This window comes from Paenibacillus sp. CAA11, from assembly GCF_003060825.1.
Classification (GTDB): domain Bacteria; phylum Bacillota; class Bacilli; order Paenibacillales; family Paenibacillaceae; genus Fontibacillus.
Window position 1 is genome coordinate 1,472,584 of the sequence record NZ_CP028922.1, and the last position, 23,462, is coordinate 1,496,045.

The window sequence follows — 23,462 nt, forward strand, 5'->3', positions numbered from 1 at the left end:
GGCCGAATTAGGGTGGAACCACGGGTATAACACTCGTCCCTTTGCGGGACGGGTGTTTTTTGTTTTGCTGTAGTGATTTATATGATAGGAGGAAATTTGAAATGGCAATATCCATTAGTTTGCCGGACGGTTCTGTCCGGGAGTATGCGGAAGGCAGTACGTTTGAGGATGTGGCGGCTTCCATCAGCAGCGGGCTTCGTAAAAATGCGGTAGGCGGTAAGCTTAACGGCATTACTGTAGACCTGAATACAAAGCTGGAGAACGGGGCTCAGGTGGAAATCCTGACACTGGATTCCCCAGAGGGACTTGAAATGATGCGCCACAGTACAGCCCATTTGTTGGCTCAAGCGGTGAAACGCCTTTATGGAAATAAAGAGGTTAAGCTGGGCATCGGACCCGTGATTGAAGACGGTTTCTACTATGATATGGATTTGGAACACCCGCTTAATCCAGAGGATCTGCAGAAGATCGAGAAGGAAATGGAGCGGATCGTTGGCGAGAATCTGCCGATTACACGCCGCGAAGTGAGCCGTGAGGAAGCGATCGCAATCTTTACCGAGCTTGGCGATCCGTATAAGCTGGAGCTGATTCGCGATCTGCCCGAGGACAGCGTGATTTCCATCTATGATCAGGGCGAATTCTTCGACCTGTGCCGTGGTCCGCACGTTCCATCGACTGGCAAGATCAAAGTGTTCAAGCTGCTGAGCGTCGCCGGAGCGTACTGGCGGGGGAACAGCAAGAACAAAATGCTGCAGCGTGTCTATGGTACAACCTTTGTGAAGAAGGCCCAGCTGGATGAGCATCTTCACCTGCTGGAAGAAGCCAAGAAGCGTGACCACCGGAAGCTTGGGAAGGACTTGAAGATCTTCACTTTCTCTAATCTTGTGGGACAAGGCCTGCCAATCTGGCTGCCAAACGGGGCTAAGCTGCGCCGTACCCTTGAGCGTTATATTGTAGATTTGGAAGAGCGGCTTGGTTACCAGCATGTGTACACTCCGGTAATGGGGAATGTTGAGCTGTACAAAACTTCCGGCCACTGGGAGCATTACCAGGAGGACATGTTCCCTGTCATGGAGCTTGATAACGAAGAACTTGTGCTTCGCCCAATGAACTGTCCGCACCATATGATGGTTTATAAGAGCGATCTTCGCAGTTATCGCGATTTGCCGATTCGGATCGGTGAGCTCGGCCTGATGCACCGTTATGAGATGTCCGGTGCATTGACAGGTCTGCACCGCGTGCGTGCAATGACCTTGAACGACGCGCATATTTTCTGCCGTCCGGATCAGATTAAGGAGGAATTCGCACGCGTTATTCGCTTGATCCAGCAGGTATACGATGACTTTGGCATCAAGGATTACCGATTCCGCCTGTCTTATCGTGATCCGCACGATACGGAGAAATATTTCCCGGATGATCAAATGTGGGAAATGTCGCAGAGCATGCTGCGTGAAGTAGTGGAGTCCCTGGACATTCCGTTCTTTGAGGCAGAAGGTGAAGCAGCTTTCTATGGTCCGAAGCTTGATGTGCAGATTCGCACAGCTCTTGGCAAGGAAGAGACACTTTCGACCTGCCAGCTTGACTTCCTGCTGCCAGAACGCTTTGAACTGGAATATGTGGGAGATGACGGACAGAAGCACCGCCCTGTTGTTATTCACCGGGGTATTATCAGTACGATGGAGCGCATGACTGCATTCCTGCTTGAGAACTTTGCCGGAGCGCTTCCGCTATGGTTGGCTCCTGTACAGGCCAAGGTTATTCCGGTATCAGGCAACTTCGAGGACTATGCCCGCAAGGTGACGGAAGAGCTGCAGGCTAGCGGTATTCGCGTTGAAGCAGACCTGCGCAATGAGAAGCTTGGTTATAAGATTCGTGAAGCTCAGCTGGAGAAGATTCCGTACATGTTCATTGTCGGTGAGAACGAACAGACCGAAGGAACGGTATCTATTCGTAAGCGCGGCGAAGGCGACTTGGGGGCTAAAGCGCTTGGTGAGACCATTGCCCTTCTTCAAGAAGAAATCCGGACTCACGTGATTTAAAGCCGCTTCATTGATTTTCGGTAAATAACAGTAACGTATAAATTATGGCGCATGTGGACACCCTGCGAAGTAAGGGGGAGGTTTATACATGCGCCAATTTATGTTAAATCGAAAATTATGGTTCACCATTACGCTTGCTTTGTTACTTAGTGCCATTGCCGAAGCAAGCCTAATCCATGCGAGTCCAATTGAACAGGATGATAAATCACAGAGCTTAGGGTCGGCAGGAGTGTTTTCATTTCGGCTTCCTGGATCCATCCAGCCCGCAAACCATCAAGATCGGCTAATGACGAACAGGAAGACCTTCGCCAAGCCCATTCTGGTTTTGGGGGCCCGTCAAGCTTGGCCAAAGCTTCATAAAGCCGCCGCAAAAGCCGATACGGTAAAAGTGCTAGCTACAGGATATACAGCAGGGTACGAGTCTACTGGAAAGCGGCCAAATCACCCACAGTATGGCATTACCTATTCTGGGGTTAAGGTTAAACGAGATAAGGATGCTGTCTCCACAATCGCTGCGGATCTGAAGGTTTTTCCGCTCGGGACGATACTCTATATTCCCGGGTACGGGTACGGTGTTGTAGCAGATAAAGGTTCAGCGATCAAAGGACATAAAATCGATCTATATTTCTCGACAACCAAACAGGTTTTTAAGGAATGGGGTAAGAAGGAAGTCGAGGTCCGTATCGTCAAGCGCGGCAGCGGGAAACTGACGGAAGCTATGCTGAAAGAGCTTGGAAGAGCGGTTGAAGTTAATAAAGAGCTTCCGGACAGAAATTGGGAGAGGAGCATCTAGTCCCGGTTCGCATAGGAGTCCGCAGGTCTTCGCATAATAATTGATGGAGGCCCAGCGATGGACTCCCTAGAATAATCCGGGAGGTGCAAGTGATGAAAGGTAATAACTTTCAAGGTCCAGGTGCAGGCGTAGGTGCAACAGGAGCAGGTGCAACAGGAGCAGGTGCAAATGCGGCCCCAAGAAATTATAAAACACCTAATGAGAAGTACGATGAGGAATTTGCTGACTTGAGCGCAAACCCGGTGACTCAAAAAGCGCAAGCTTCTCATCAAGCGGGCAGCACGCATACTGGCTTCAAAACACCTAACGAGAAGTACGACGAGGAATTTTCCGAATTGAGCGGTAATCCCGTACAGAAGAAAATCCAATCGTCACAAAACAACAAGCGCTAATCATAATCTGTAGATTTCGCGCTAGCTTCAAGGGAACAGGATGTCCTTCATTCGAGGGCATCCTGTTTTTTTGTATTATTTTTCCACACAACTCGGTCTTGAGGCGGAGATGAATTTCAATCCCGCGCCGCTATGCGAAAGATTGGCTATCGGGTAAACTGATAATCAAGAACACAGAAAGCGATGTGGAGGCGAAAAAATGAAAAGAGGCTTTGGGGGACGAATTTTTGGGGGGCTGCTGCTTCTTGGTATCGGCGGAATCCTCCTGCTCAATATGATGGGGATTATCAATACGAGCTTAAGTTATCTAATCTCAACATTCTGGCCTATGTTCATCATTTTTGTCGGAATTTCACAGTTGAGCATCAGCAGCAAGAATGGAGGGGGCTTACTCAGCGGGTTCATTATTTTGGCAATCGGTGGGTATTTTCAAGCAAGAAATCTCAATCTGATTGATCTGTCGATGGGTGAGATGATTCGGTTTGCGGCCCCGATTCTCTTAATTGTTGGCGGTCTGTATGTGCTATTAAAGCCAAGGCAGCGGAATGGACGACCTGACAAGCATTATGATCCGCCAGGGCCGCTGGAAGAAGCGGAGATTCCTCCTTATCAACATCCGGAGATCAAGTCTAATTTAGATGAAGTGTTCGAGCAGACTTTCCCGGAAGAGAAGCAAAAGCAAGAGCACGAACCTAAGCATAAATCAGAATACAGCCGTCCCAAATTTGATACAACCTATGTCCATGATAACGAAAAGATCAACAGATCCGGCTTTATAGGTGATGTTAGGATCGGTAAGGACTATTTTCAGCTTAAGCCTATGAACATTTCCCATTTTATCGGCGATACCATTATTGACCTGACCAAAGCGCAGATTCCCTATGGGGAGACCAAAATCAACGTCTCTGCTTTTATAGGTGATGTGAAGGTGTTCATTCCTGAGGACATGGATTTGGGGATAACGGTAACGTCCAGCTCCCTTATCGGAGATATGAAAGTCTTAAAGGAGAAGCAGGGCGGCTTTATGAGCAGCTGTGTATCTCAGACTCCGTATTACTCTGAAGCAAGCAAGAGAGTCAAGCTGAATGTTAGCGTGTTTGTTGGCGACGTTCGCGTCAACTCGGTAGGTTAATTATGATGCTGAAGGTGATGAAGAATACCAAGTGGGAGCTTCTCAGCTATTTCCTTCTTACGGGAATTGTTACGGCAGGCGCTTTTTATGCAGGCTGTGAAGCTGGGTACATCGTAGTCAAGGACGCCAGGATGTGGATTTATTATGTGGTCGGCGTTCTGATCTTTACTTTAGTTATTGGCTATATTGCCGGACAGCGTATTCAGCGAAGAATTGATTTGCTTCATCTCAATATGCTGCAGGTAGCTAAGGGGAACCTGGGCGTTCGAATGCCCAATACGCCAGACCAGACCTTTGCAGGAGTATATGGGGAATTTAATACGATGATTGAAGCGGTGGAGAAAAAGATGAGACTGCTTCAGCAGTTGGGTGAAAAAGAGGTCATCGAGAAAGAACAGGCTGCCGAGAAGGCGGTGCTTGAGGAACGGCGGCGGCTGGCTCGTGATCTGCATGACACAGTCAGCCAGCAGCTTTTTGCTGTTCATATGGCAGCATCTTCGCTGCCGAAGATGCTGGAGCTTAATGAGGAGCAGGGCAAGCAGGTCATGCAGCAGCTCATTCAAATGTCTAATACCGCCCAGAAGCAGATGAGGGCACTAATTGCCCAGCTGCGTCCGATGGAGCTGGTGGGCAAATCGCTAGCTGAAGCGCTTGATCAATGGTTCCCGGATTATTGCCGACAGAACGGACTAAAGGGAATGAAGGATCTTGATCTTGAAGGCAAGCTATCCGAAGCCATTGAACACCAGCTGTTCCTGATTATTCAGGAGGCGATGGCGAATATTGTGAAGCATTCCGGGGCGCGCCTTGTCAGCCTTTCTTTGCGGGAGGGTCCAAGGCAGGTGGTGTTAAGCGTGAGCGATGACGGGCAGGGCTTCAGTTCTTCCTTGCCCAAGCAGGGGTCCTATGGACTCACGACAATGCGAGAACGGGCCGAGAAGCTGGGAGGGCAAGCTGAAATTATCAGTAACCCTGGAGCGGGAACGACCATCCGCATACATATACCTAAGTTTGAGGATGGCATGAAGGGGGAAGACCAATGAATGACACGAGAATCAAAGTAATGATTGTGGACGATCATGATATGGTTCGAATGGGGCTGAAAACATATTTGATGCTGGACCCGAGCTTTGAGGTTATCGCTGAGGCGGGAGATGGCTCGCTGGCACTGAAGATGCTAAAGGAACAGTCTCGGGATGAGCATCCGGATATTCTGCTTATGGATTTGATGATGCCGGTGATGAACGGGGCTGAAGCCACCAGGGAGATTCTTGCCCTCTATCCTGAGCTAAAAATTGTGATTCTGACCAGCTTTCTTGAAGATGATCTCGTTGTGGAGGCTATCGAGGCCGGGGCTGTGAGCTATGTGCTGAAGACTGTATCGGCAGAAGAGCTTATTTATGCTCTCCAAGGGGCCTATCGCGGTATGCCGGTTATGACCGGAGACGTTGCGCAGGCTCTTACGCGGGGAATTCGTCAGCGTACAGTGCAAGGCGAAGATTCAGGGCTTACCGAACGCGAGAGGGAGGTACTGCTGCTAATTGCTGAAGGAAAAAACAATAAAGATATTGGAGAAGAGCTGCATATTAGCATCAAAACCGTCAAGACTCATGTCAGCAACCTCCTGATGAAATGCGAGCTGGAGGATCGGACACAGCTTGCCATTTACGCTCATCGGCAAGGCTGGGTTACACGCTGAACCTATATATATGCTGATAATAGCAAGGGATGGACTTTCTTATCTCCTTTTTAATTGTTTTTAAGGTATGTTTAAGGTTTATAGTAGAAAATATAGACAACAAGTTAAACAACCCTTATAAACAGGGATAAGGAGGCCATGACAATGGATGATCAAAACAAAAAGACAAGTGAGCCCTTTGGTGAGGATGAGAATAGAGAACTCAATAAATCGGAGAATCAAGGTTCTTCATATTATTATTCGTACGGATCTTTCCAATCGTTCGATCGGGATCCGAAGGAGCGGAATACTAACGACATGAATGAAGAGAGAGACAATCATAGTACGCCTTTTCCATCTGAAAATGTAGAGATTACTCCTCCTGAACCGGTACGTCCGATGCCGACCAGCTACCCGGTTCGCCCTTCGAACAAAGAGGGATTTGGTCAAGCAGATCAAGGCGGAAACGGGGGCCAGGGCCATGGGAATGATTCGGGAAAGAACCCGGGGAACTGGCAGTATAACCGCAAGCCGAAATCCGGAGTAAAATCGATCATTGCCGGTGTCCTGGCAGGAATGGTCATCATGACTGGCGCTATGGCTTATGCAGATCATGAGAATATCTTTACGGGCGGCAAGGCGGCTACCACAGCTGCTGTTCTAACTTCGAGCGTGGATACGGCTAATACCCAATCAACAAAGAGCTCTGCAACCACGGCGGCCTTGCCAATTTCGAATCCGGGCGATGTAACGACCGTGGTCAAACAGGCTGGACCTGCAGTGGTGCAAATCGAGACTTTGTCCAAATCCAGCGGCCAGTCCTCCAGCAGCGGGGGCAGCACTTTTGATAGTGATCCGTTCTACAAGTATTTCTTCGGAGATAACTACTTTGGCGGCAGCAACGGCGGGGGCAACAACGGTAGTGGCAATAGCGGAAACAGTGGTAACAGCGGCAGCGGAAGCTCCTCAAGCCAACTGGTTCCAACAGGCCTTGGCTCCGGCTTTATTTTTGACAAAGAGGGATATATCTTAACCAATGAACACGTAGTTCACGGAGCGGATGTAGTACAGGTTACTGTACAGGGAACCACTAAACCTTACGAGGCCAAGGTGCTGGGTAAGAGCTATGATTTGGACTTGGCTGTTCTGAAGATCAATGGTAGCAGCAGCTTCCCTTCTATTCCACTCGGGGATTCCAATAATAGTCAGGTAGGGGAATGGATGGTAGCCATCGGTAACCCTCAAGGCTTTGATCACACGGTAACCAGCGGTGTACTCAGCGCAAAGGGACGGGAAATTACCATTGCTGGGGAGAACGGTGAGAAGGACCGCAAGTATAAAGACCTGCTGCAAACCGATGCTTCTATTAACCCAGGTAACTCCGGCGGACCACTTCTGAACTTGAACGGTGAAGTGATCGGGATTAACGTTGCGGTCAGCTCCGATGCTCAAGGCATTGGATTTGCGATTCCAACCAGCACGATTACCGAAGTACTCGACAAGCTGAAGAATAATGAAGCAATTCCGGCCACTCCAGAGCCGTTTATCGGGGCAACGCTGCAGACAGTGACTCCGGAGGTTTCCAAACAAATGGGTACGGATGTAACAGAAGGCTCCTTGGTGGTAGAAGTAATGTACAAATCCCCTGCCTACAATGCCGACCTTCGTCCGTATGACATTATTACGGGTGCTAATGGACAGAGCTACTCAACCAATCAGGAACTTATCGCCTTTATTCAAAAACAAAAAGTCGGTGATAAGGTAACCTTGAACATTATCCGCAATGGTAAGAAGATGGATTTGTCTGTAACAATTGGCAACAAAAACGATTTCCAGACACAGACGACACAGCAATAATACCGAGACTGGCGAACAACCAGTGAATTAAGGCATAATGAAGCGGCAGGGAATTTTCCCTACCGCTTCTTACATATCCGGCAAGGATAATATCATTTCGGAAAAGGAGAAGGATTATGCGATCCGGAATATTGGTCATTGACGATGATGAGAAAATAACCTCGATGCTTCGCAGGGGCTTGGCATTTGAAGGATATGATGTATATACCGCGAACAATGGGGCGGAAGGCTTGCAAATGATGTTGACCGCCGACCCTGACTTGGTGGTATTGGACGTGATGATGCCGAAGATTGATGGCTTTGAGGTGTGCCGCAGGCTTCGGGAGGGAGGAAGCACAGTCCCCATTCTTATGCTGACGGCCAAGGATGAGGTAGAGAACCGAGTGAAGGGACTGGATATCGGTGCAGATGATTATGTGGTCAAGCCGTTTGCCTTGGAAGAGTTATTAGCAAGGGTTCGTGCGTTACTGCGCCGCAAGGAGAGCGGCGGAGAAGAGGCTGGTCAGCGGCTGATCTTTGAAGATGTCGTAATGGATTTGGATTCTCGTGAGGTTATACGCGGAGGGAAGCGGCTGGAGCTGACGGCGAAAGAGTTCGAGCTATTGCATCTGTTCATGCAGAATCCCAAGCGTCTCTTAACCCGGGATCTGATTATGGACAAGATCTGGGGTTACGACTATAGCGGAGAATCAAATGTTTTGGAAGTATACGTGGCTATGCTGCGTCAAAAAACAGAGGAGCATGGTGGCAAGCGGATTATCCAGACCATCCGCGGTGCCGGGTATATTCTGAGAGGAGAATCTTAAAAAATGTCGATCAGATTGAGGCTGACAGCTTGGTATACGGGGATTCTTTGCGTAACGCTCATTCTGTTCGGCGCTACCATCTACTCAGTTGTCCGGTATAATATTTATACGGAAGTTAGGAAGAAGGTTATGGAGCAAGCGCTCCAGATAAGGCAGTCTCAGAATTTAACGATCACCCAGGGCTGGGACCTGCAGCTGGACACGGCTCAGAGGATCAGGCTGGAGGATGCGCGGATTTTCTGGCAGAATACCAATTATGTTACCAATATGACCACAGTCTCTCAAGGGATGCTGAACCGGAATTTGGCGTTCCCTGTCCCTAGCCTGGAGGAGGTTGGTACCGACTCTAAATTCGTGACCTACAAGACCAATGGAACCTCTTACAGCGTTCTTCAGGTACCGATTACATTGAATGTAAATGGAACGACTACGATCATAGGATTAATTCAGCTCGCGACCAATACAGCTGCCGAAGACCGTATCATGGATCAGATGCGAACAGTGCTGCTGTTCGGTACATTTGCCACTCTAATTGTAGCTTCTACATTCGGCTTGTTCCTTGCCCGGAAATCAATGAGTCCGATCGGCAAGGTGATTAACGCCGCCGAGCAAATTCGTACAGGGAATGATCTGAGTGTGCGAATCGATTATGACGGGCCGCCGGATGAGATCGGCAGGTTAATCGGTACGGTGAACGGCATGCTGGCGCGGACAGAGGTGTTCTATAAAGATCTTGAAGAGGCCTATGCGGCTCAGCGCCGCTTTGTATCCGATGCTTCTCATGAGCTGAGAACCCCGCTGACCACCATCAGGGGTAATGTTGATCTGTTGAAGAAGGTATGGAGCGGATCGACCGAAACGGCCAAGAGAATGGATGAGGAGAGTATCAAGCAGCTGTCTATCGAAGCTGTGAGTGATATTGCTGATGAGTCCAAACGAATGAGCCGCTTGGTCAATGATATGCTGTCGTTGGCTCGTGCTGATGCAGGTCAGACCATAGAACTCTCGACGATTGAACTCAACCCTCTTGTTGATGAAGTGGTGAGGAGGGCACAGTTCCTGCCGAGAAATGCAGAATGGATACAGGGGGATCTGAGCATGCTGCAAGGGGTATTTGTTCACGGGAACAAGGAGTATTTGCAGCAGATGCTGTTTATTTTTATTGAAAATGCCTTCAAATATACGCCATCAGGAAGCGTTACCATTGACGCAATGTTTAATGCGAACCAGATCGGCATCAGAATTGCTGATACGGGAATTGGGATGGACCGCAGTGAAGTGCCTTATATCTTCGAACGCTTCTATCGTGCGGATCAGTCACGCGGCGTTACGCCAGGAACGGGACTTGGCTTGTCCATTGCCAAGTGGATTATTGACGAGCATCAGGGATCGGTGGAGGTATTGACCCGCAAAGACGAGGGGACAACCTTCATTATCTGGCTGCCTGCAATCTTTCATGCCTTGCCCGAATAAGGTATAATAATTGAAGTGTTCCCTCTTCGAGAATGAATTGCTTAATTTAATGGGGAACAAGGAAGGCGGGATTAAGCCCATGGAAGTTGTTAAAATTTCGCCGCGTGGATACTGTTATGGTGTGGTGGATGCAATGGTGCTTGCGCGCCAGGCTGCCGCAAATCTGGATCTGCCCCGGCCTATCTATATATTGGGCATGATTGTGCACAACAGTCATGTCACGCATTCCTTCGAGGATGAAGGCATCATTACGCTTGACGGGCCGAACCGCCTTGATATCTTGGATAAGGTGGATAAGGGAACGGTTATATTTACCGCTCATGGAGTATCCCCAGAGGTTCGGCGTATTGCCAGAGAGAAAGGGCTCACCACCGTCGATGCAACCTGTCCAGATGTGACGAAGACCCATGTTCTCATCAAGGAGAAGGTGGAGGACGGATTTGAGGTTATTTATATCGGGAAGAAAGGACATCCCGAACCGGAAGGTGCGGTAGGGATTGCTCCAGATCATGTGCACCTGATTGAGAAAGAGGAAGAGATCGAGAGCCTCCATATCCCAGCTGGAAAGGTGATTATCACCAACCAGACGACCATGAGTCAATGGGATATTAAGCACATTATGAAGAAGCTGCTTGAGAAATTCCCGGGAGCAGAAGTGCACAACGAAATTTGCCTTGCAACCCAAGTACGTCAAGAGGCTGTTGCTGAGCAGGCCGGTCAGGCGGAGCTCGTAATTGTGGTGGGAGATCCCCGCAGCAATAACTCCAATCGTCTTGCCCAAGTCTCCGAAGAGATCGCAGGGGTCAAGGCTTATAGAATCGCCGACATTACAGAGCTCCAGACAGAGTGGCTGAAGGATGTTACCCGAGTTGCTGTAACCTCCGGGGCTTCGACGCCTACGCCAATTACGAAGGAAGTTATTGCTTATTTAGAGCAGTATGACCCTGCTGATCCGGATACGTGGGAGAAGCGGAGAACGGTTAATATGAAGAAGCTATTGCCGCCGGTTAAGGTGAAGACTACGAATACACCGCAATGAATTTAGACTGGATACAAGACATCATTCGCATTAAATTAACATTTTTATGTAAAATCTCCTATGGTCTAATAAAGTAATGTATAATGATAGGGAACGCCTGGAAATACAGGTGTCCCTTTTTGTTTTTATATAAGATATCAATTGGGTTATCAATGAATATAGAGATAGACCTCGGAGAATCAGGGGGCTTGTGAGCAAAATGGAGATGACAGACACTTCTGTAGGAGACAAGCTGCTTGAGCAGGCTGAAGATTTAGCCGTGAAGATTTCTGACAGGCAGTATGAGCTTAATCCTGAGCTGCAGGACCGCTTTGGACAAATGGGCAAAATACGTACGATTCAAGATTCGCTATACAGTCTAAGGTATCTCGCTGAGAGTGTGTTGATGAACAGTCCTGCACTATTTCTGCATTATATCTCCTGGCTTAAGATTCTGTTAAAGGGATATAAGGTGTCAGATGAGGATCTTAGCTTGAACCTAAGGATTATGCACGATGTGTTGAAGAAGCACTTCTATCATTCGGATAAATCCCTGATCCTGCATCATTTAGAGATTGGAATGAGCCAATTGGAGGCAGTGGAGGACCTGCCAACCTATCTGCTGGAAGACAACCCGCTGTTGGCCGAAGCTCATGCTTATTTGCAGGCACTGCTGAATGGCGATCGCAATAGGGCATGGGAAAAGATAGAGAAGCTAGTCAAGGACGAGGTCCCTGTTCAATCCATCTATATGTTCATATTTCAGCCCACTCAGTACGAAATCGGACGGCTGTGGCAGCTCGGTACGATTAACGTGGCTCAGGAGCACTTTTGCACCGCTGTTACGCAGTCGATTGTGTCCAGGCTGTATCCTTATTGGATACAAGGCAAGGCAGGAAAAAAGTATAGCATGGTAGCTGCTTGTGTGGGGAATGAGCTTCACGAGATTGGGCTTCGTATGCTCACAGATTTTTTTGAGATGGAAGGGTGGAATACCTATTATCTTGGAGCCAACGTTCCGAGCCGCAGTCTCGTTCAGACTATTGGTCAGCAGAAGGCAGGCTTGGTAGCGATATCGGCAACGATGACCTATCATGTGCATCTGGTACGTGACTTGATTGCTGAGATCAGGCGTGACCCGGCTTGTCAGAATGTGAAAATCATCGTAGGCGGTTTACCGTTCAATATAGACCCGAGTTTATGGATGGAGGTAGGGGCAGACGGTTATGCACCAAATGCGGAGGAAGCGCTGGAGACGGCTAACCGTCTTGTCTCTGCTTGAGGGTGAATTGCAGTTCCTCTAAAGACGCCAAAAAAAGGAGGCGTAACGATGAAAGAGGCACGTGAACCCATAGGAGAGGTTTTGGTATTAAGAAAGACGATTGAACATCTCTCGGATGAAATTATTCGCAGCAAGGAATATGAAGAAAGAGTTCTTTCGGAATTTTCATCCATGAATAATGAATTGGTCACACTACAGCGAATGCTTGCCAAGAGCAATGCTGAGCTGGCGGAGGCGCGGAAGGAAGCGGACCTTGCGAATTTGCAGAAAAGTTCATTTATAGCTTCCATGAGCCATGAGCTGCGAACACCCATGAATGGGATCATTGGAATGGCGGAGCTGCTATCCCTTACGGAGCTTGACGCGGATCAGCACAGGTCGCTGGATATCATTCGGAATTCGACTCTGCTCTTGCTGCACTTAATTAATAACATACTGGATCTATCCAAAATTGAAGCCGGGCAAATGAAGCTGGAGATGGGTCAGGTTCATCTCCCATCCGTTCTTCGGCAAGTGTTTGGCCTGCTTGAATTTAGGGCAACTCATAATAAGAATAAGCTGGTCATGAGGCTGGATCCTTCTCTCCATCTGCTTCAAGGAGATTCCCAAAGGCTTACTCAGGTATTGCTTAACCTTACCGGAAATGCAGTAAAATTCACCCAAGGTGGAAAGGTAGAGGTCAGCATTACAGTGCTTCAGGATATGGAAGAGGCCCAGCAGCTGCGCATAGAGGTGCAGGATACGGGAATTGGTATCTCGGCAGAGAATCAGTCTAAGCTGTTCAAGCCATTCGTCCAAGCCGAGATTGCCTCGCGTGGACAATATGAAGGAACGGGTTTAGGGCTGTCCATCTGTAAATCTATGATTGAACTTATGGCTGGAGCCATCGGTGTGAATAGTATAGAAGGAGCAGGGTCTACTTTCTGGGTGGAGATTACGCTCCTGAAGGATAATTCAAAGACCCATAGTGCAGTGGAAGAATCCGAAGTTGTGGAGGGGGAAGAGCAGCAAGAGGAGCTTGTAGCTACCGATGACTCTGCACAAATCGCTAGACAGCCAGGATTGTTACCCGGCGGGCAGAAGCTGCTGCTGGCCGAGGATAATCCGATCAACCGTCAGGTCATCCTTTTGCAGCTGAAGAAGCTTGGAATTGAGCAAGTGACCGTTGCGGAGAATGGCAGGGAAGCTATAGCTGCAAGATTTGAAGGTGAACACCGATTGATTCTGATGGATAATCAGATGCCGGAGATAGATGGATTGGAAGCGACTCGGGAGATCAGAAGGCGGGAGCAGGAGGAAGGCAAGTCTCGGATTCCCATTATAGCGATGACAGCGAATGCTATGGTGGGCGATCGGCAGAAATGTCTGGATGCCGGTATGGACGATTATATTGCGAAGCCGGTGACGCTCGAAGCTCTTCATCATATGCTTGCAAGCTGGATGGCGACGAACAAAGACGCAAGCAGTCTTCTTAACCTGCAAACGGTGAGTGAATTGCTGGACCTGAGCGACCATGGGGACGCTTCGATTCTGCAGACCCTATTGGAGCTGTTCAGAGAGGAAACTCCCCAGAAGCTGGCTGAGCTAAAGAGATTAAGCGGCTCATACGATTATACGGCACTGGCATCAACGGCTCACAGCTTGAAATCGGGCAGCCTAAGTATGGGAATGGCCTATCTTGCCTCGCTCTTTGAAGAGATTGAACGGCAAGCGAAGCGAGAGAATGTAGCAGATCCCTTTTTGATGAAGCAGATTGAGCAAATTTATGAAGACTCCTGCACGGCATTAGAGGAGTATTTATAACAAGCTTAAGTGGAAGTGTTAATAAATATACCTGCAGAGCGAAAATCCTCCTATTTTAGTGATTAAGCTAAAAGAAGGGGAACGGAGCACTGCAGGTATATTTGCGCTTGACGAGAGAAGGGCAATTTGGTATAGTTGCTTTATTGGATAAAAGCATAAAAGCTTAAAAGCGTTTAAGTGTAATAGATATTAGCCTAAATATATTCTGTCATTATAGAAAGGAAGTAGAATTATGATCGTGATTACATCATCCAAGGTGTCGGAAGACAGAATTCAAGAGATCGTTCAAGTGATTGAGCGGGAAGGAGTTCAAACCCATGTCTCCCGGGGCAGTGACCGGACGGTAATTGGATTAATCGGCAGGATTGAACCTAAGCTTGCGGAGCATCTAAGACAACTGAAGGATGTAGAGCAGGTTGTCAAAATTTCAAAGTCTTATAAACTGGCTAGCCGGGACTTTCATCCGGAGAATACGGTGATTCGGGTAGGAGATGTAGAAATTGGCGGCGATCAGCTGGTTGTCATGGGCGGTCCCTGTGCGGTGGAGTCACCGGAACAGATTGATGAAATAGCACGGTTGGTGAAAGCGGCTGGCGGGCAGATATTACGCGGGGGGGCTTTTAAGCCGAGAACCGGACCTTACAGCTTCCAGGGCGTAGGTGTAGAAGGGCTTATTATGATGGCTGAAGCAGGCAAGAAGCACGGCTTGCTGACGATTACAGAGGTTATGACACCCGAATATGTAGACATTTGCGCAGAGTATGCCGATATTCTGCAAGTAGGCACACGGAACATGCAGAATTTTGACCTCCTCCGTAAGCTGGGAAGCTGTGGCCGTCCTGTGCTGCTTAAACGGGGATTTAGTGCGACCTATGACGAGCTGCTTAATGCTGCCGAATATATTCTTGCCGGGGGCAATCCGGATGTGATGCTATGTGAGCGGGGGATTCGCACTTTTGAAACTTATACCCGCAATACGCTCGATCTTTCGGCCATTCCTGCTCTTCAGCAGCTGAGCCATCTTCCGGTTATCTCCGATCCAAGTCACGGGACGGGACGCAGAGAGCTGGTAGAGCCTATGTCCAAAGCATCTGTGGCTGCTGGTGCAGACGGCTTAATCATTGAAATGCATACGGACCCGGATAATTCTATGACTGGGGATGGTGTTCAATCTTTATTCCCTGATCAGTTTGCCAGACTGCTCAAGGATTTGGAGAAGCTGGCACCTATTGTAGGGCGTCGCTTTGATTCCCCAAGCTTGGTTCTGGAAAGTTAATCCTTACGGCAGCAGCTTGTTCACTACTACAATCCTAGAGAGCATCTATTAACCCTTCCAGCGGGGCTGGAAGGGTATATTGGCTTTCTGGAAAAACCTTGTACATAATGTGATAATACCTAACATTGCATTATAAAAATACCTTACATAACTATTGACGATAGCAGGAACATGGATTTATAATGACGACAACATAAAATTAAAGTATGAACGTTAATCGTAGCAAGACGCTTTAATGTTCGTGATTGGGAGGAAATGAGGATGTCGGCACAGCAGGTTTTGAAAATGATTCAAGAACAACAAATTGAGTGGGTGGACTTCCGTTTTGTCGACTTGAGCGGTCGTTCCCATCATATTACTCTGCCTGCCAAAGAGGTGGATGAGGAGACTTTTGTGAATGGGGTAGCCTTTGACGGTTCGTCGATTCCAGGATTCCGTGGAATTGAAGAATCCGATATGGTAATGATGCCAGATCATGGCTCCGTTTTCGTTGATCCGTTTACGGCTCATCCAACACTTAACGTCCTTTGCGACATCTATACACCTGAAGGTGAACGTTATGAACGCGATCCGCGCAGCATTGCAGCTCGTGCTGAGAAATATCTGCAAGATAGCGGTGTGGGTACTCATGCGAACTTCGCACCTGAATCGGAATTCTTCATTTTTGACGATGTCCGCTTCGAGAGCGGTATGAACCGTTCTTTCTATTCTGTGAATTCGGATGAAGCGAGCTGGAACTCCGGCCGTGACGAAGACGGTGCCAATCTTGGATTTAAGGTCCCTGTGAAGGGCGGCTATGTGCCGGTTGCGCCTACGGATAAAGGTCAGGATCTAAGAAGTGAAATGTGCCGTTTGCTTGAAGAAGTGGGTCTTCGCGTTGAACGTCACCATCACGAGGTAGCTACTGCAGGACAAGCGGAAATCAACTTCCGTTTTGATACATTAGTGAAGACAGCCGATAACTTGATGGTTTACAAATATATCGTTCAGAACACAGCACAGAAGTATGGCAAGACAGCAACCTTTATGCCTAAGCCTTTGTTCGGAGATAACGGCAGCGGCATGCACGTTCACCAGTCCATTTTTAACGGGGACACGCCTCTGTTCTATGAGAAAGGTGCCTATGCTAACCTAAGCGAAATGGCGCTGCATTATATCGGCGGCATTCTGTATCATGCCCCTGCACTGATCGCATTTACGAATCCGAGCACGAACTCATTCAAACGTCTTGTACCTGGCTATGAAGCGCCAGTAAACCTGGTATACTCCAAAGGGAACCGTTCTGCAGCAGTTCGAATTCCAGTCGCTGCAGTAACACCAAAAGGATGCCGGATCGAGTTCCGTACACCGGATTCCACAGCTAATCCGTACCTTGCATTCTCTGCAATGCTGATGGCCGGCCTTGACGGCATTAAGCGCAAGATTGATCCTACCAAAGAAGGCTACGGACCGTTTGACAAGAATATCTATGAATTGTCTGATGAAGAGAAGAAGAACATCCGCAGCGTACCTGGATCTCTGGAAGAGGCTTTGGACGCTCTCGAAGCAGACTGTGGCTTCCTGACTGAAGGCGGCGTATTTACAGAATCTTTCATTAAGAACTTCATCGAATTCAAGCGCAATGAAGCTAGATCGGTATCTACAAGAGTTCATCCGCATGAATACAGCCTGTACTTTGATCTGTAAGATCAAAGGTTAAGTCCAAAGGACGTTCTTTTATAATTCATGTATCGCACCTCTTATGAGATTGGAATACCCCTTTTTTGGGGTTATCCGATCATTTCAGTAAGAGGTGCTTCCTTTTACGGGATCACTTGCTCACAATAAAGCATTAATGTGTCAATTCTGCAAAATGTTAATTGAACTACTTAAATCAACTTGCTGGATTTGAGGTTTGTTGCTATGATTAAGCCTAACTATTAGGGTCTATCGAAGCCCGGTTGTTCAATTTGCAGCAGTGCAGTTCTGTTAATCTGCATAGATTGAACTAAAGTTATGTGTTTACCTTCCTGTATAACGGCGCAATAAGGCCTATGGCATTCATTTCTTTAGTTCATTCTATATAATTTGCTAAAATTTGCGTGAGAGAGGATGGGAGAAACACTTGAGTAAGAGAGCTTATAACTTTAATGCAGGTCCTGCGGCGCTGCCCTTAGAGGTGTTGGAGCGCGCACAGGCAGAGTTCGTGGATTTCAAAGGGACAGGGATGTCCATTATGGAAATGTCTCATCGCGGCAAGGTTTACGAAGAGGTTCATCATGAGGCTCAGGCCCGCTTGCTCAGTTTGTTTGGCAATCCTCAGGGGTACAAGGTGTTATTTCTGCAAGGCGGTGCCTCGACACAATTCGCTATGATTCCATTGAATCTCCTGACCGAAGGCAAGACGGCCGGATATGTCCGAACAGGCAGTTGGGCGAATAAAGCGCTAAAAGAAGCGAAGCTCGTAGGCAGCACTTTTGTGGCCGCATCGTCAGAAGAACAGAAGTATATGTCGGTACCGGATCTCAGCCGGCTGGAACTGCCCGATAATGCTGCATATCTCCATGTAACATCTAATGAGACGATTGAGGGCACCCAGTTTAAGAGCTTTCCTGATACAGGGAAGGTTCCGCTTATTGCAGATATGTCCAGTGATATCTTGTCCCGTCCTTTTGATTTGACCCAGTTCGGCATGATATATGCGGGCGCGCAGAAGAATCTTGGACCATCGGGCGTGACCGTAGTGATCGCAAGGGAGGAGCTGGTGTCATCTTCTCCAGAGCATCTGCCAACTATCTTCCGGTATGACACGCATGCCAGTAATAACTCCCTATACAACACACCGCCTTCCTTCTCCATTTATATGGTGAATGAAGTGCTGAAATGGATTGAGGAGCAGGGGAACTTAAGCGGCGTGCAGCAGAAGAATCATGAGAAGGCTCAGCTGCTCTATGATACTATTGATGATAGTGAGGGCTTCTTCCGGGGCTGCGTAGATCAAGCTAGCCGTTCAGAAATGAACGTTACTTTCCGTCTGGCGTCTGAGGAACTTGAGAAGGAGTTCATCAAAGCGGCGGAACAAGAGGGCTTTGTCGGTCTTAAAGGTCACCGCAGCGTTGGAGGACTTCGTGCTTCGATTTATAATGCGGTTCCTCTTGCAAGCATCCAAGCACTGGTTGACTTTATGAAGCATTTTCACGGTAAATACAGCAAATAAGGTAGAAATCATAGCCCTTCCACGATCAGTGGGAGGGTTTTATCTGCTTTTTCAGGATAAGCTGATATAATAGAAAAGCGCAGCTTAGCCGCTAACTTAATGAAGAGGTGTTAAGAATATGGCATTGCATATTGTTTTGGTTGAACCTGAGATTCCGGCGAATACCGGAAATATTGCACGTACTTGTGCTGCCACGGGAACTCATCTGCATTTGGTAAGACCGCTTGGCTTCCGGACAGATGATGCGACATTAAAACGGGCTGGCTTGGATTACTGGTACGCTGTTCATATTGAATACCATGACTCTTTTGCAGAATTGCAGGAGTTGTATCCTGAAGGACGTTATTTTTATGCTACGACAAAAGCCGACAAATACTATCATGATTTTCAGTTCCAAGATGGGGATTTTCTTGTATTCGGAAAAGAAACGAAGGGATTGCCGCCTGAATTGATTGCTGCTAACCGGGAAACCGCCATGAAGATGCCTATGACTGACAAGGTACGCTCCTTGAATTTGTCTAATTCGGCAGCAATTGTCGTATATGAAGCGCTCCGGCAGCTTAATTTTCCGAATATGACTTAATTATTCTGAAAGTTTACAAAAAATATTAAAATCCGGCAGGATTCGAGACATTTATCGCGAAATATATAAATTAAAGTATTTCCGCTTTTTGCTAACTTTTTTGGGAGAGGTGTCTTTTATCATGAAACCTGCTGGTGTGGTCCGCAAAGTGGATCAACTGGGTAGAATTGTATTGCCCAAGTCGCTTCGCAAGCGATATCAAATGAACGAGGGGGATCCTGTCGAAATTTTGGTTCAGGGGGACCACATTATTTTGGAACGTTATCGGCCAAAATGTGTATTTTGCGGATCCATGGAAGAAGTAAATGAATTTAAAGAACGTATGATTTGCAAACAATGTTTATCAGAAATGACTCAGCTACCCCAATACGGTTAATTACAGCCGACAAACTGTGAACCTACATACTGGTCGTTAAGGAGATAAACCAAGAGCACCCTCATGTGGGGTGCTCTTTCTTTAGTTCTATTATTTATAGAATAAAAAGTGCGTTGGAACGGGGCGAAGGGCGCCATCGGAAGGATGATTTACGACTCTACCATTAAGGATCAACGATGTAGAGCCTCCTCCATCTAAATTATAAGCATCCACTACCCCCATATTCACCATTTTGTTCTGCAGCTCTTCAAGTGTTGCTCCGGATGTTCCGCCTTCATTGTAGCCATCCACCACCAGAATAATTAGCTGATCATCCTTATAGTTCCCGATAACCGTTCTTGGAGCACGGTAGGGGGATTGCTTCCATTTGTCGGGAATGACAGTCTTGCTGCCGTTCTTAAGCAGGACGGGCACAAAACTTGCTCCAAAGGCGGGCTTATACCGGTCGAGATCCTGCTTGCTGTAAAATTTACCGCCAATAAGTTTGCCGCTCTCACTAATCCCCACAAAGCTTAAGTCCTTATAGCTGGGTTCAAAGCCCACTACATACTTACCGTTCATCACAGTGGTGCTGAGCGGGTACCTGCTGCCTCCCGCATCCGCAAAGCCGCCGGCGTTAATCCCGGCCACGGCTCCGTGGCGTTTGACGGCCGCAAGCGTAGTCTCCGCACCGCCCAGCTTGTCCTTGCCCAGGACCATCTTCATGGCTTTAGGATTCTTCAGTTTAACTTTCATGGCATAGCCGCGGTACGTTCCCGGGTTCATCTTATACAGCTCAATGCGGATATTATCGGACTGAACATACTCTACAGGAACGCCTAATTTGGAGGTAATACGCTTGTTATAAATAGTCTCCGGTCTAGCGGCTTGTGCCGCTGTGGTCTTCACAATGTCACTCATAGCCTTTGTGGTCTGCATGTAAAGAGCTGTAGTTTTGCGTATGGAAGAAACCGCCTGCTTGGCCGTTTGCTCCGCCTGAGACAGTCCTTCTGTCACCATGCGAGTGCGTTCCTTAATGTCTACATCAGGCACAACTTTAGGAGCTGCGCTGTTCCAGTTAAGCTGACTGCTGCTGATCCAGAGCACCAGGAGAAGACCGAAGAAAGGAGCGGTCGCGAGCAAGAAGAACCGGTTTACTTGTTTGACTTGTAGGTTCATTTTAACAAATCCATCTTCTTCTGCAGCTCCGCCAGCTGCTTCTTCACTTCACTTAGCTGTGTATAGAGTTTGTTGCTGTTATCGGTCTTATTGCTTGCATTATCCTTCGTAAAGGTTAGCAGCTCATTCAAAGAATCCACCTTGCTCTGCAGGAGGGCAACATCTTCATTCAAGGCGGAGAGCTGGGCCCCGTAATCGGCTCTCATAGCAGCTGCTTGAGCCTGCCACTTCACATCAAGCTCATGTAGCATGGACTTCTTCATATGCTGGCTGTAACCATAAGCGGCAGCAATACCGGCGCAAATCAGCAGTACCCATAAGACAAGGAAAGCTTTCACGGAAGGACGGCGATTTCTCTCGTTGCGAGGAGCCGAAGCTGCAGGAACAGGCTCCGTATCGTAAGGCATATTATCACCTCGGTCATTCCTAATTTTTTACCAGACTACATTCTATCATGCGTCTATTTATTTCGCAAAAAAGCGACATGGTTCTCATAGCGCGTGCATATATAGGGTTTGCCTGCAATAGAATGAGAGAGAGGTTAGAACTAAGCTCTTATCTGAAGAAATAATACAAATCTAGAAGGAAAACATAGAAGCTTTGATAGGAAGGGGAATCGAACATGAATCAAGACGAATTTAGCGAGAGACTTAGAAGCATTACTTCCAGTGGGCCACAGCTAATCTCTCTGGCGGAGGAGTGCCCTGATCCGGAGCTTGTTCCTTGGGAGCCGCTGAGAGCAGCAGCGGCTGAAGCTTTACGCCCGGCGAATCCTCACAGCTGGCCTGAGCTCCCGCTTGGCGGCGGGCCGCTGCGAGAATGGCTTGCGGCTGCGCTGAAGGGACCGGCTGGCGATGAGATCAGCCCCGGGCAGCTTCTCCTTGCCGGGAGCGGGCTGGCCGCGCTGAACCTGGCGCTGCACCTCTGGGCCGCGCCAGGCGGGGCGGCGGCGGTGCAGCTGCCGGCCGAGCCAGCGATGCTGAGGCTGCTTGCCCAGCATCGCCTTCATCCCGTCGCTGTTCCAGCGGACAGCGACGGCATCGAGCCGGCGGCGCTTCGCCGGGCCGCCGCCAGCGTGAAGCCCGCGCTGATCCTGGTCACGCCGCCAAGCGGCGGGTGGACAGTGGCGCGGGGAGAAGCGGTGCTCCGGGTAGCCCGTGAGCACCGGGTGCCGGTCCTTGAAGCTCGAGGACCGGGGATAACCAGGTGGCGCGCCGTAGGGCCGTCGCTGGTCGAGCTCAGCAGGCTGGACGGAGGTGGCGGCGTGATCGAGTTCGGCTCGCTGGAGCCGCATCTGCCGCCGCTTGGCTGGCTGCGGGCTGCTCCAGAGACCATTGCTGCGCTGAGTGCAGCTGTCCCGTCGTTTAGCCCGGAGGGATTCAGCCTGAACGAGCTGGTGCTGAAGCGGCTGGTCACGGCTTCAGCCAGTTCATTCTCATTGGCTGAGTATGAAGCCAGTGTGTACCGCGAGTATGAAGCGCGCAGCTTCATGCTTCATTCGCTGCTGAATGAAGCAAGCTGGCAGGGGGTTCAGGTTGTTCAAGACAATGGGCGTTCACTCTGGGTGAAGCTTGCGGCAGGGATGGATGCAGAGGCGCTGCTAAGGGCCTCGCTTCGGGAAGGGGCACAGTTCGAGTCAGGGAAGGAGAGCTGGCTTCAGGGCCGGGAGGAACTTGAGCGAATGATTCAGCTGGTGTATACATCGAACAGCCAAGCTAGGTTGGTTCAGGCTGTAAGCAGAATTAAAGGTGCCTATCTGGACTTTCAGGGGAGGTTGTCCAACTAACGGATGCTAATTATCGCATTCCGGTGCTAATCCAGCCGCCGCAAGCTTCCGGCTCTCCAGCAGCTCTGCATACTCAATCAGTGCCTGACGGCCCTCTTCGGTCAGGATGTACCTTCCCCGGGAGATGCGGCGGAACCATCCATAGAAGTTACGCTGCAATATAGAAGCCGCATTTCCGACACCGCTGTGGGCTTTAATTTCACGAGGGGATAAATCAATGCCGCCGCGGAGAGCATCGGCCACCAGCAGAGTCTTCTCTCGGTAGGCTGTGACAAGCTTCCGCCCATTGCTTCCGCCTACGTTGTAGTCACCGCTGCGCTCCCTGAATTCATGGGCTAAGCGGTTGACGCGATGCTTGATGGGCTTGGGTAGAGGAGTGCCATCAGCGGGTTCAGCCGGGCTGCACAGCACTTCAACAAAGGCGGGCTTTGTCTTATATACAGTGATGGTAATCAGCCCAAGTCCCAGTCTCGTACATAGCTGAGCGATTTCCCGCCATCGCTGGTTATGTGCCCCTTTCTTGGCCCGGTTTCGCTCGACAGCCAGATAGACTTGGGAAGTCAGACGCTGGCGCTGCTGCCCTTGCAGGAGTAGAGCCAGATTGAAGGTTTTCTTAATTTCTACAACGAGCGGCTCGTCTGCCCCCGGCTTGAATCCCACGAGATCACAATGCTTGACCTCCCCTTTAATCTCATACCCGCGACGTTCAAAAAATTGCTTGAGCGGCAAATATAACTCGGTCTCATGCTGAACTGCCATGCTGAGTTCTCCTTTGATTTTCCTAGTGATCATCCATCTTTTATCTTAACATATT

21 protein-coding genes and 1 other annotated feature (1 of these 22 running past the window's edge) are annotated in these 23,462 nt (G+C 48.8%); of the genes, 18 read left to right on the forward strand and 3 right to left on the reverse strand.

Annotated elements, in window-relative coordinates:
• Positions 1-44 (forward strand) — a binding site (T-box leader) (it extends 194 nt beyond the left edge of the window).
• A 57-nt stretch (positions 45-101) separates the two neighbouring features.
• The 17 genes from thrS to DCC85_RS06945 all read left to right on the forward strand — a co-directional run bounded on the left by thrS (position 102) and on the right by DCC85_RS06945 (position 19,704).
• The gene (thrS, locus tag DCC85_RS06865) at positions 102-2,039 is read left to right on the forward strand and encodes a threonine--tRNA ligase (protein ID WP_108464910.1); all 1,938 of its coding nucleotides are present in this window, start codon (positions 102-104) and stop codon (positions 2,037-2,039) included.
• An 88-nt stretch (positions 2,040-2,127) separates the two neighbouring features.
• Positions 2,128-2,832: a 3D domain-containing protein gene (locus DCC85_RS06870; protein ID WP_325048405.1), complete on the forward strand. Its 705-nt coding sequence runs from the start codon at positions 2,128-2,130 to the stop codon at positions 2,830-2,832.
• 92 nt (positions 2,833-2,924) lie between these two features.
• The gene (locus DCC85_RS06875; protein ID WP_108464911.1) at positions 2,925-3,224 is read left to right on the forward strand and encodes a hypothetical protein; all 300 of its coding nucleotides are present in this window, start codon (positions 2,925-2,927) and stop codon (positions 3,222-3,224) included.
• 199 nt (positions 3,225-3,423) lie between these two features.
• A complete protein-coding gene (gene liaF, locus DCC85_RS06880) occupies positions 3,424-4,356 on the forward strand; it encodes a cell wall-active antibiotics response protein LiaF (RefSeq protein ID WP_108464912.1) in 933 nt (310 codons plus the stop codon).
• A 17-nt stretch (positions 4,357-4,373) separates the two neighbouring features.
• Positions 4,374-5,399 carry a sensor histidine kinase gene (locus DCC85_RS06885; RefSeq protein WP_234414376.1) on the forward strand — a complete coding sequence of 342 codons (1,026 nt, stop codon included), beginning with the start codon at positions 4,374-4,376 and terminating at the stop codon, positions 5,397-5,399.
• Positions 5,396-6,055, forward strand: a complete 660-nt coding sequence (locus DCC85_RS06890; protein ID WP_108464913.1) for a response regulator — start codon at positions 5,396-5,398, stop codon at positions 6,053-6,055. Before DCC85_RS06885 ends, DCC85_RS06890 begins: the two co-directional genes overlap by 4 nt.
• A gap of 144 nt (positions 6,056-6,199) precedes the next feature.
• Positions 6,200-7,891, forward strand: a complete 1,692-nt coding sequence (locus DCC85_RS06895; protein ID WP_108464914.1) for a S1C family serine protease — start codon at positions 6,200-6,202, stop codon at positions 7,889-7,891.
• Between the two features lie 116 nt (positions 7,892-8,007).
• On the forward strand, positions 8,008-8,697 hold the full coding sequence (locus tag DCC85_RS06900) for a response regulator transcription factor (RefSeq protein WP_108464915.1): 690 nt from the start codon (positions 8,008-8,010) through the stop codon (positions 8,695-8,697).
• Positions 8,698-8,700: 3 nt separating this feature from the next.
• Positions 8,701-10,170: a sensor histidine kinase gene (locus DCC85_RS06905; RefSeq protein ID WP_108464916.1), complete on the forward strand. Its 1,470-nt coding sequence runs from the start codon at positions 8,701-8,703 to the stop codon at positions 10,168-10,170.
• A 79-nt stretch (positions 10,171-10,249) separates the two neighbouring features.
• Complete coding sequence (locus DCC85_RS06910; RefSeq protein WP_108467764.1) at positions 10,250-11,209, forward strand: 4-hydroxy-3-methylbut-2-enyl diphosphate reductase; 960 nt, start codon at positions 10,250-10,252, stop codon at positions 11,207-11,209.
• Positions 11,210-11,408: 199 nt separating this feature from the next.
• Positions 11,409-12,470, forward strand: coding sequence for a cobalamin B12-binding domain-containing protein (locus DCC85_RS06915; protein WP_108464917.1), 1,062 nt, complete (start codon positions 11,409-11,411; stop codon positions 12,468-12,470).
• A 48-nt stretch (positions 12,471-12,518) separates the two neighbouring features.
• Entirely contained in the window at positions 12,519-14,273 is a 1,755-nt protein-coding gene (locus tag DCC85_RS06920; RefSeq protein WP_108464918.1) for an ATP-binding protein, read from the forward strand.
• A gap of 232 nt (positions 14,274-14,505) precedes the next feature.
• Entirely contained in the window at positions 14,506-15,549 is a 1,044-nt protein-coding gene (gene aroF, locus DCC85_RS06925; protein WP_108464919.1) for a 3-deoxy-7-phosphoheptulonate synthase, read from the forward strand.
• 261 nt (positions 15,550-15,810) lie between these two features.
• On the forward strand, positions 15,811-17,235 hold the full coding sequence (gene glnA, locus DCC85_RS06930) for a type I glutamate--ammonia ligase (RefSeq protein ID WP_108464920.1): 1,425 nt from the start codon (positions 15,811-15,813) through the stop codon (positions 17,233-17,235).
• Positions 17,236-17,653: 418 nt separating this feature from the next.
• On the forward strand, positions 17,654-18,745 hold the full coding sequence (gene serC, locus DCC85_RS06935; RefSeq protein ID WP_108464921.1) for a 3-phosphoserine/phosphohydroxythreonine transaminase: 1,092 nt from the start codon (positions 17,654-17,656) through the stop codon (positions 18,743-18,745).
• 118 nt (positions 18,746-18,863) lie between these two features.
• On the forward strand, positions 18,864-19,328 hold the full coding sequence (trmL, locus tag DCC85_RS06940) for a tRNA (uridine(34)/cytosine(34)/5-carboxymethylaminomethyluridine(34)-2'-O)-methyltransferase TrmL (protein WP_108464922.1): 465 nt from the start codon (positions 18,864-18,866) through the stop codon (positions 19,326-19,328).
• A gap of 121 nt (positions 19,329-19,449) precedes the next feature.
• Positions 19,450-19,704, forward strand: coding sequence for an AbrB/MazE/SpoVT family DNA-binding domain-containing protein (locus tag DCC85_RS06945; RefSeq protein WP_108464923.1), 255 nt, complete (start codon positions 19,450-19,452; stop codon positions 19,702-19,704).
• Positions 19,705-19,794: 90 nt separating this feature from the next.
• Here the strand turns inward: DCC85_RS06945 and DCC85_RS06950 are convergent, their stop codons facing one another.
• Both DCC85_RS06950 and DCC85_RS06955 read right to left on the reverse strand, forming a co-directional pair.
• A complete protein-coding gene (locus DCC85_RS06950) occupies positions 19,795-20,862 on the reverse strand; it encodes a phosphodiester glycosidase family protein (protein WP_108464924.1) in 1,068 nt (355 codons plus the stop codon).
• Positions 20,859-21,269: a hypothetical protein gene (locus DCC85_RS06955; protein ID WP_108464925.1), complete on the reverse strand. Its 411-nt coding sequence runs from the start codon at positions 21,267-21,269 to the stop codon at positions 20,859-20,861. Before DCC85_RS06955 ends, DCC85_RS06950 begins: the two co-directional genes overlap by 4 nt.
• 215 nt (positions 21,270-21,484) lie before the next feature.
• Between DCC85_RS06955 and DCC85_RS06960 the strand changes: the two genes are divergently transcribed.
• Positions 21,485-22,648: an aminotransferase-like domain-containing protein gene (locus DCC85_RS06960; protein ID WP_108464926.1), complete on the forward strand. Its 1,164-nt coding sequence runs from the start codon at positions 21,485-21,487 to the stop codon at positions 22,646-22,648.
• Between the two features lie 6 nt (positions 22,649-22,654).
• Here the strand turns inward: DCC85_RS06960 and DCC85_RS06965 are convergent, their stop codons facing one another.
• Positions 22,655-23,407 carry a DUF2161 family putative PD-(D/E)XK-type phosphodiesterase gene (locus DCC85_RS06965; RefSeq protein ID WP_108464927.1) on the reverse strand — a complete coding sequence of 251 codons (753 nt, stop codon included), beginning with the start codon at positions 23,405-23,407 and terminating at the stop codon, positions 22,655-22,657.
• Positions 23,408-23,462: the final 55 nt, after the last annotated feature.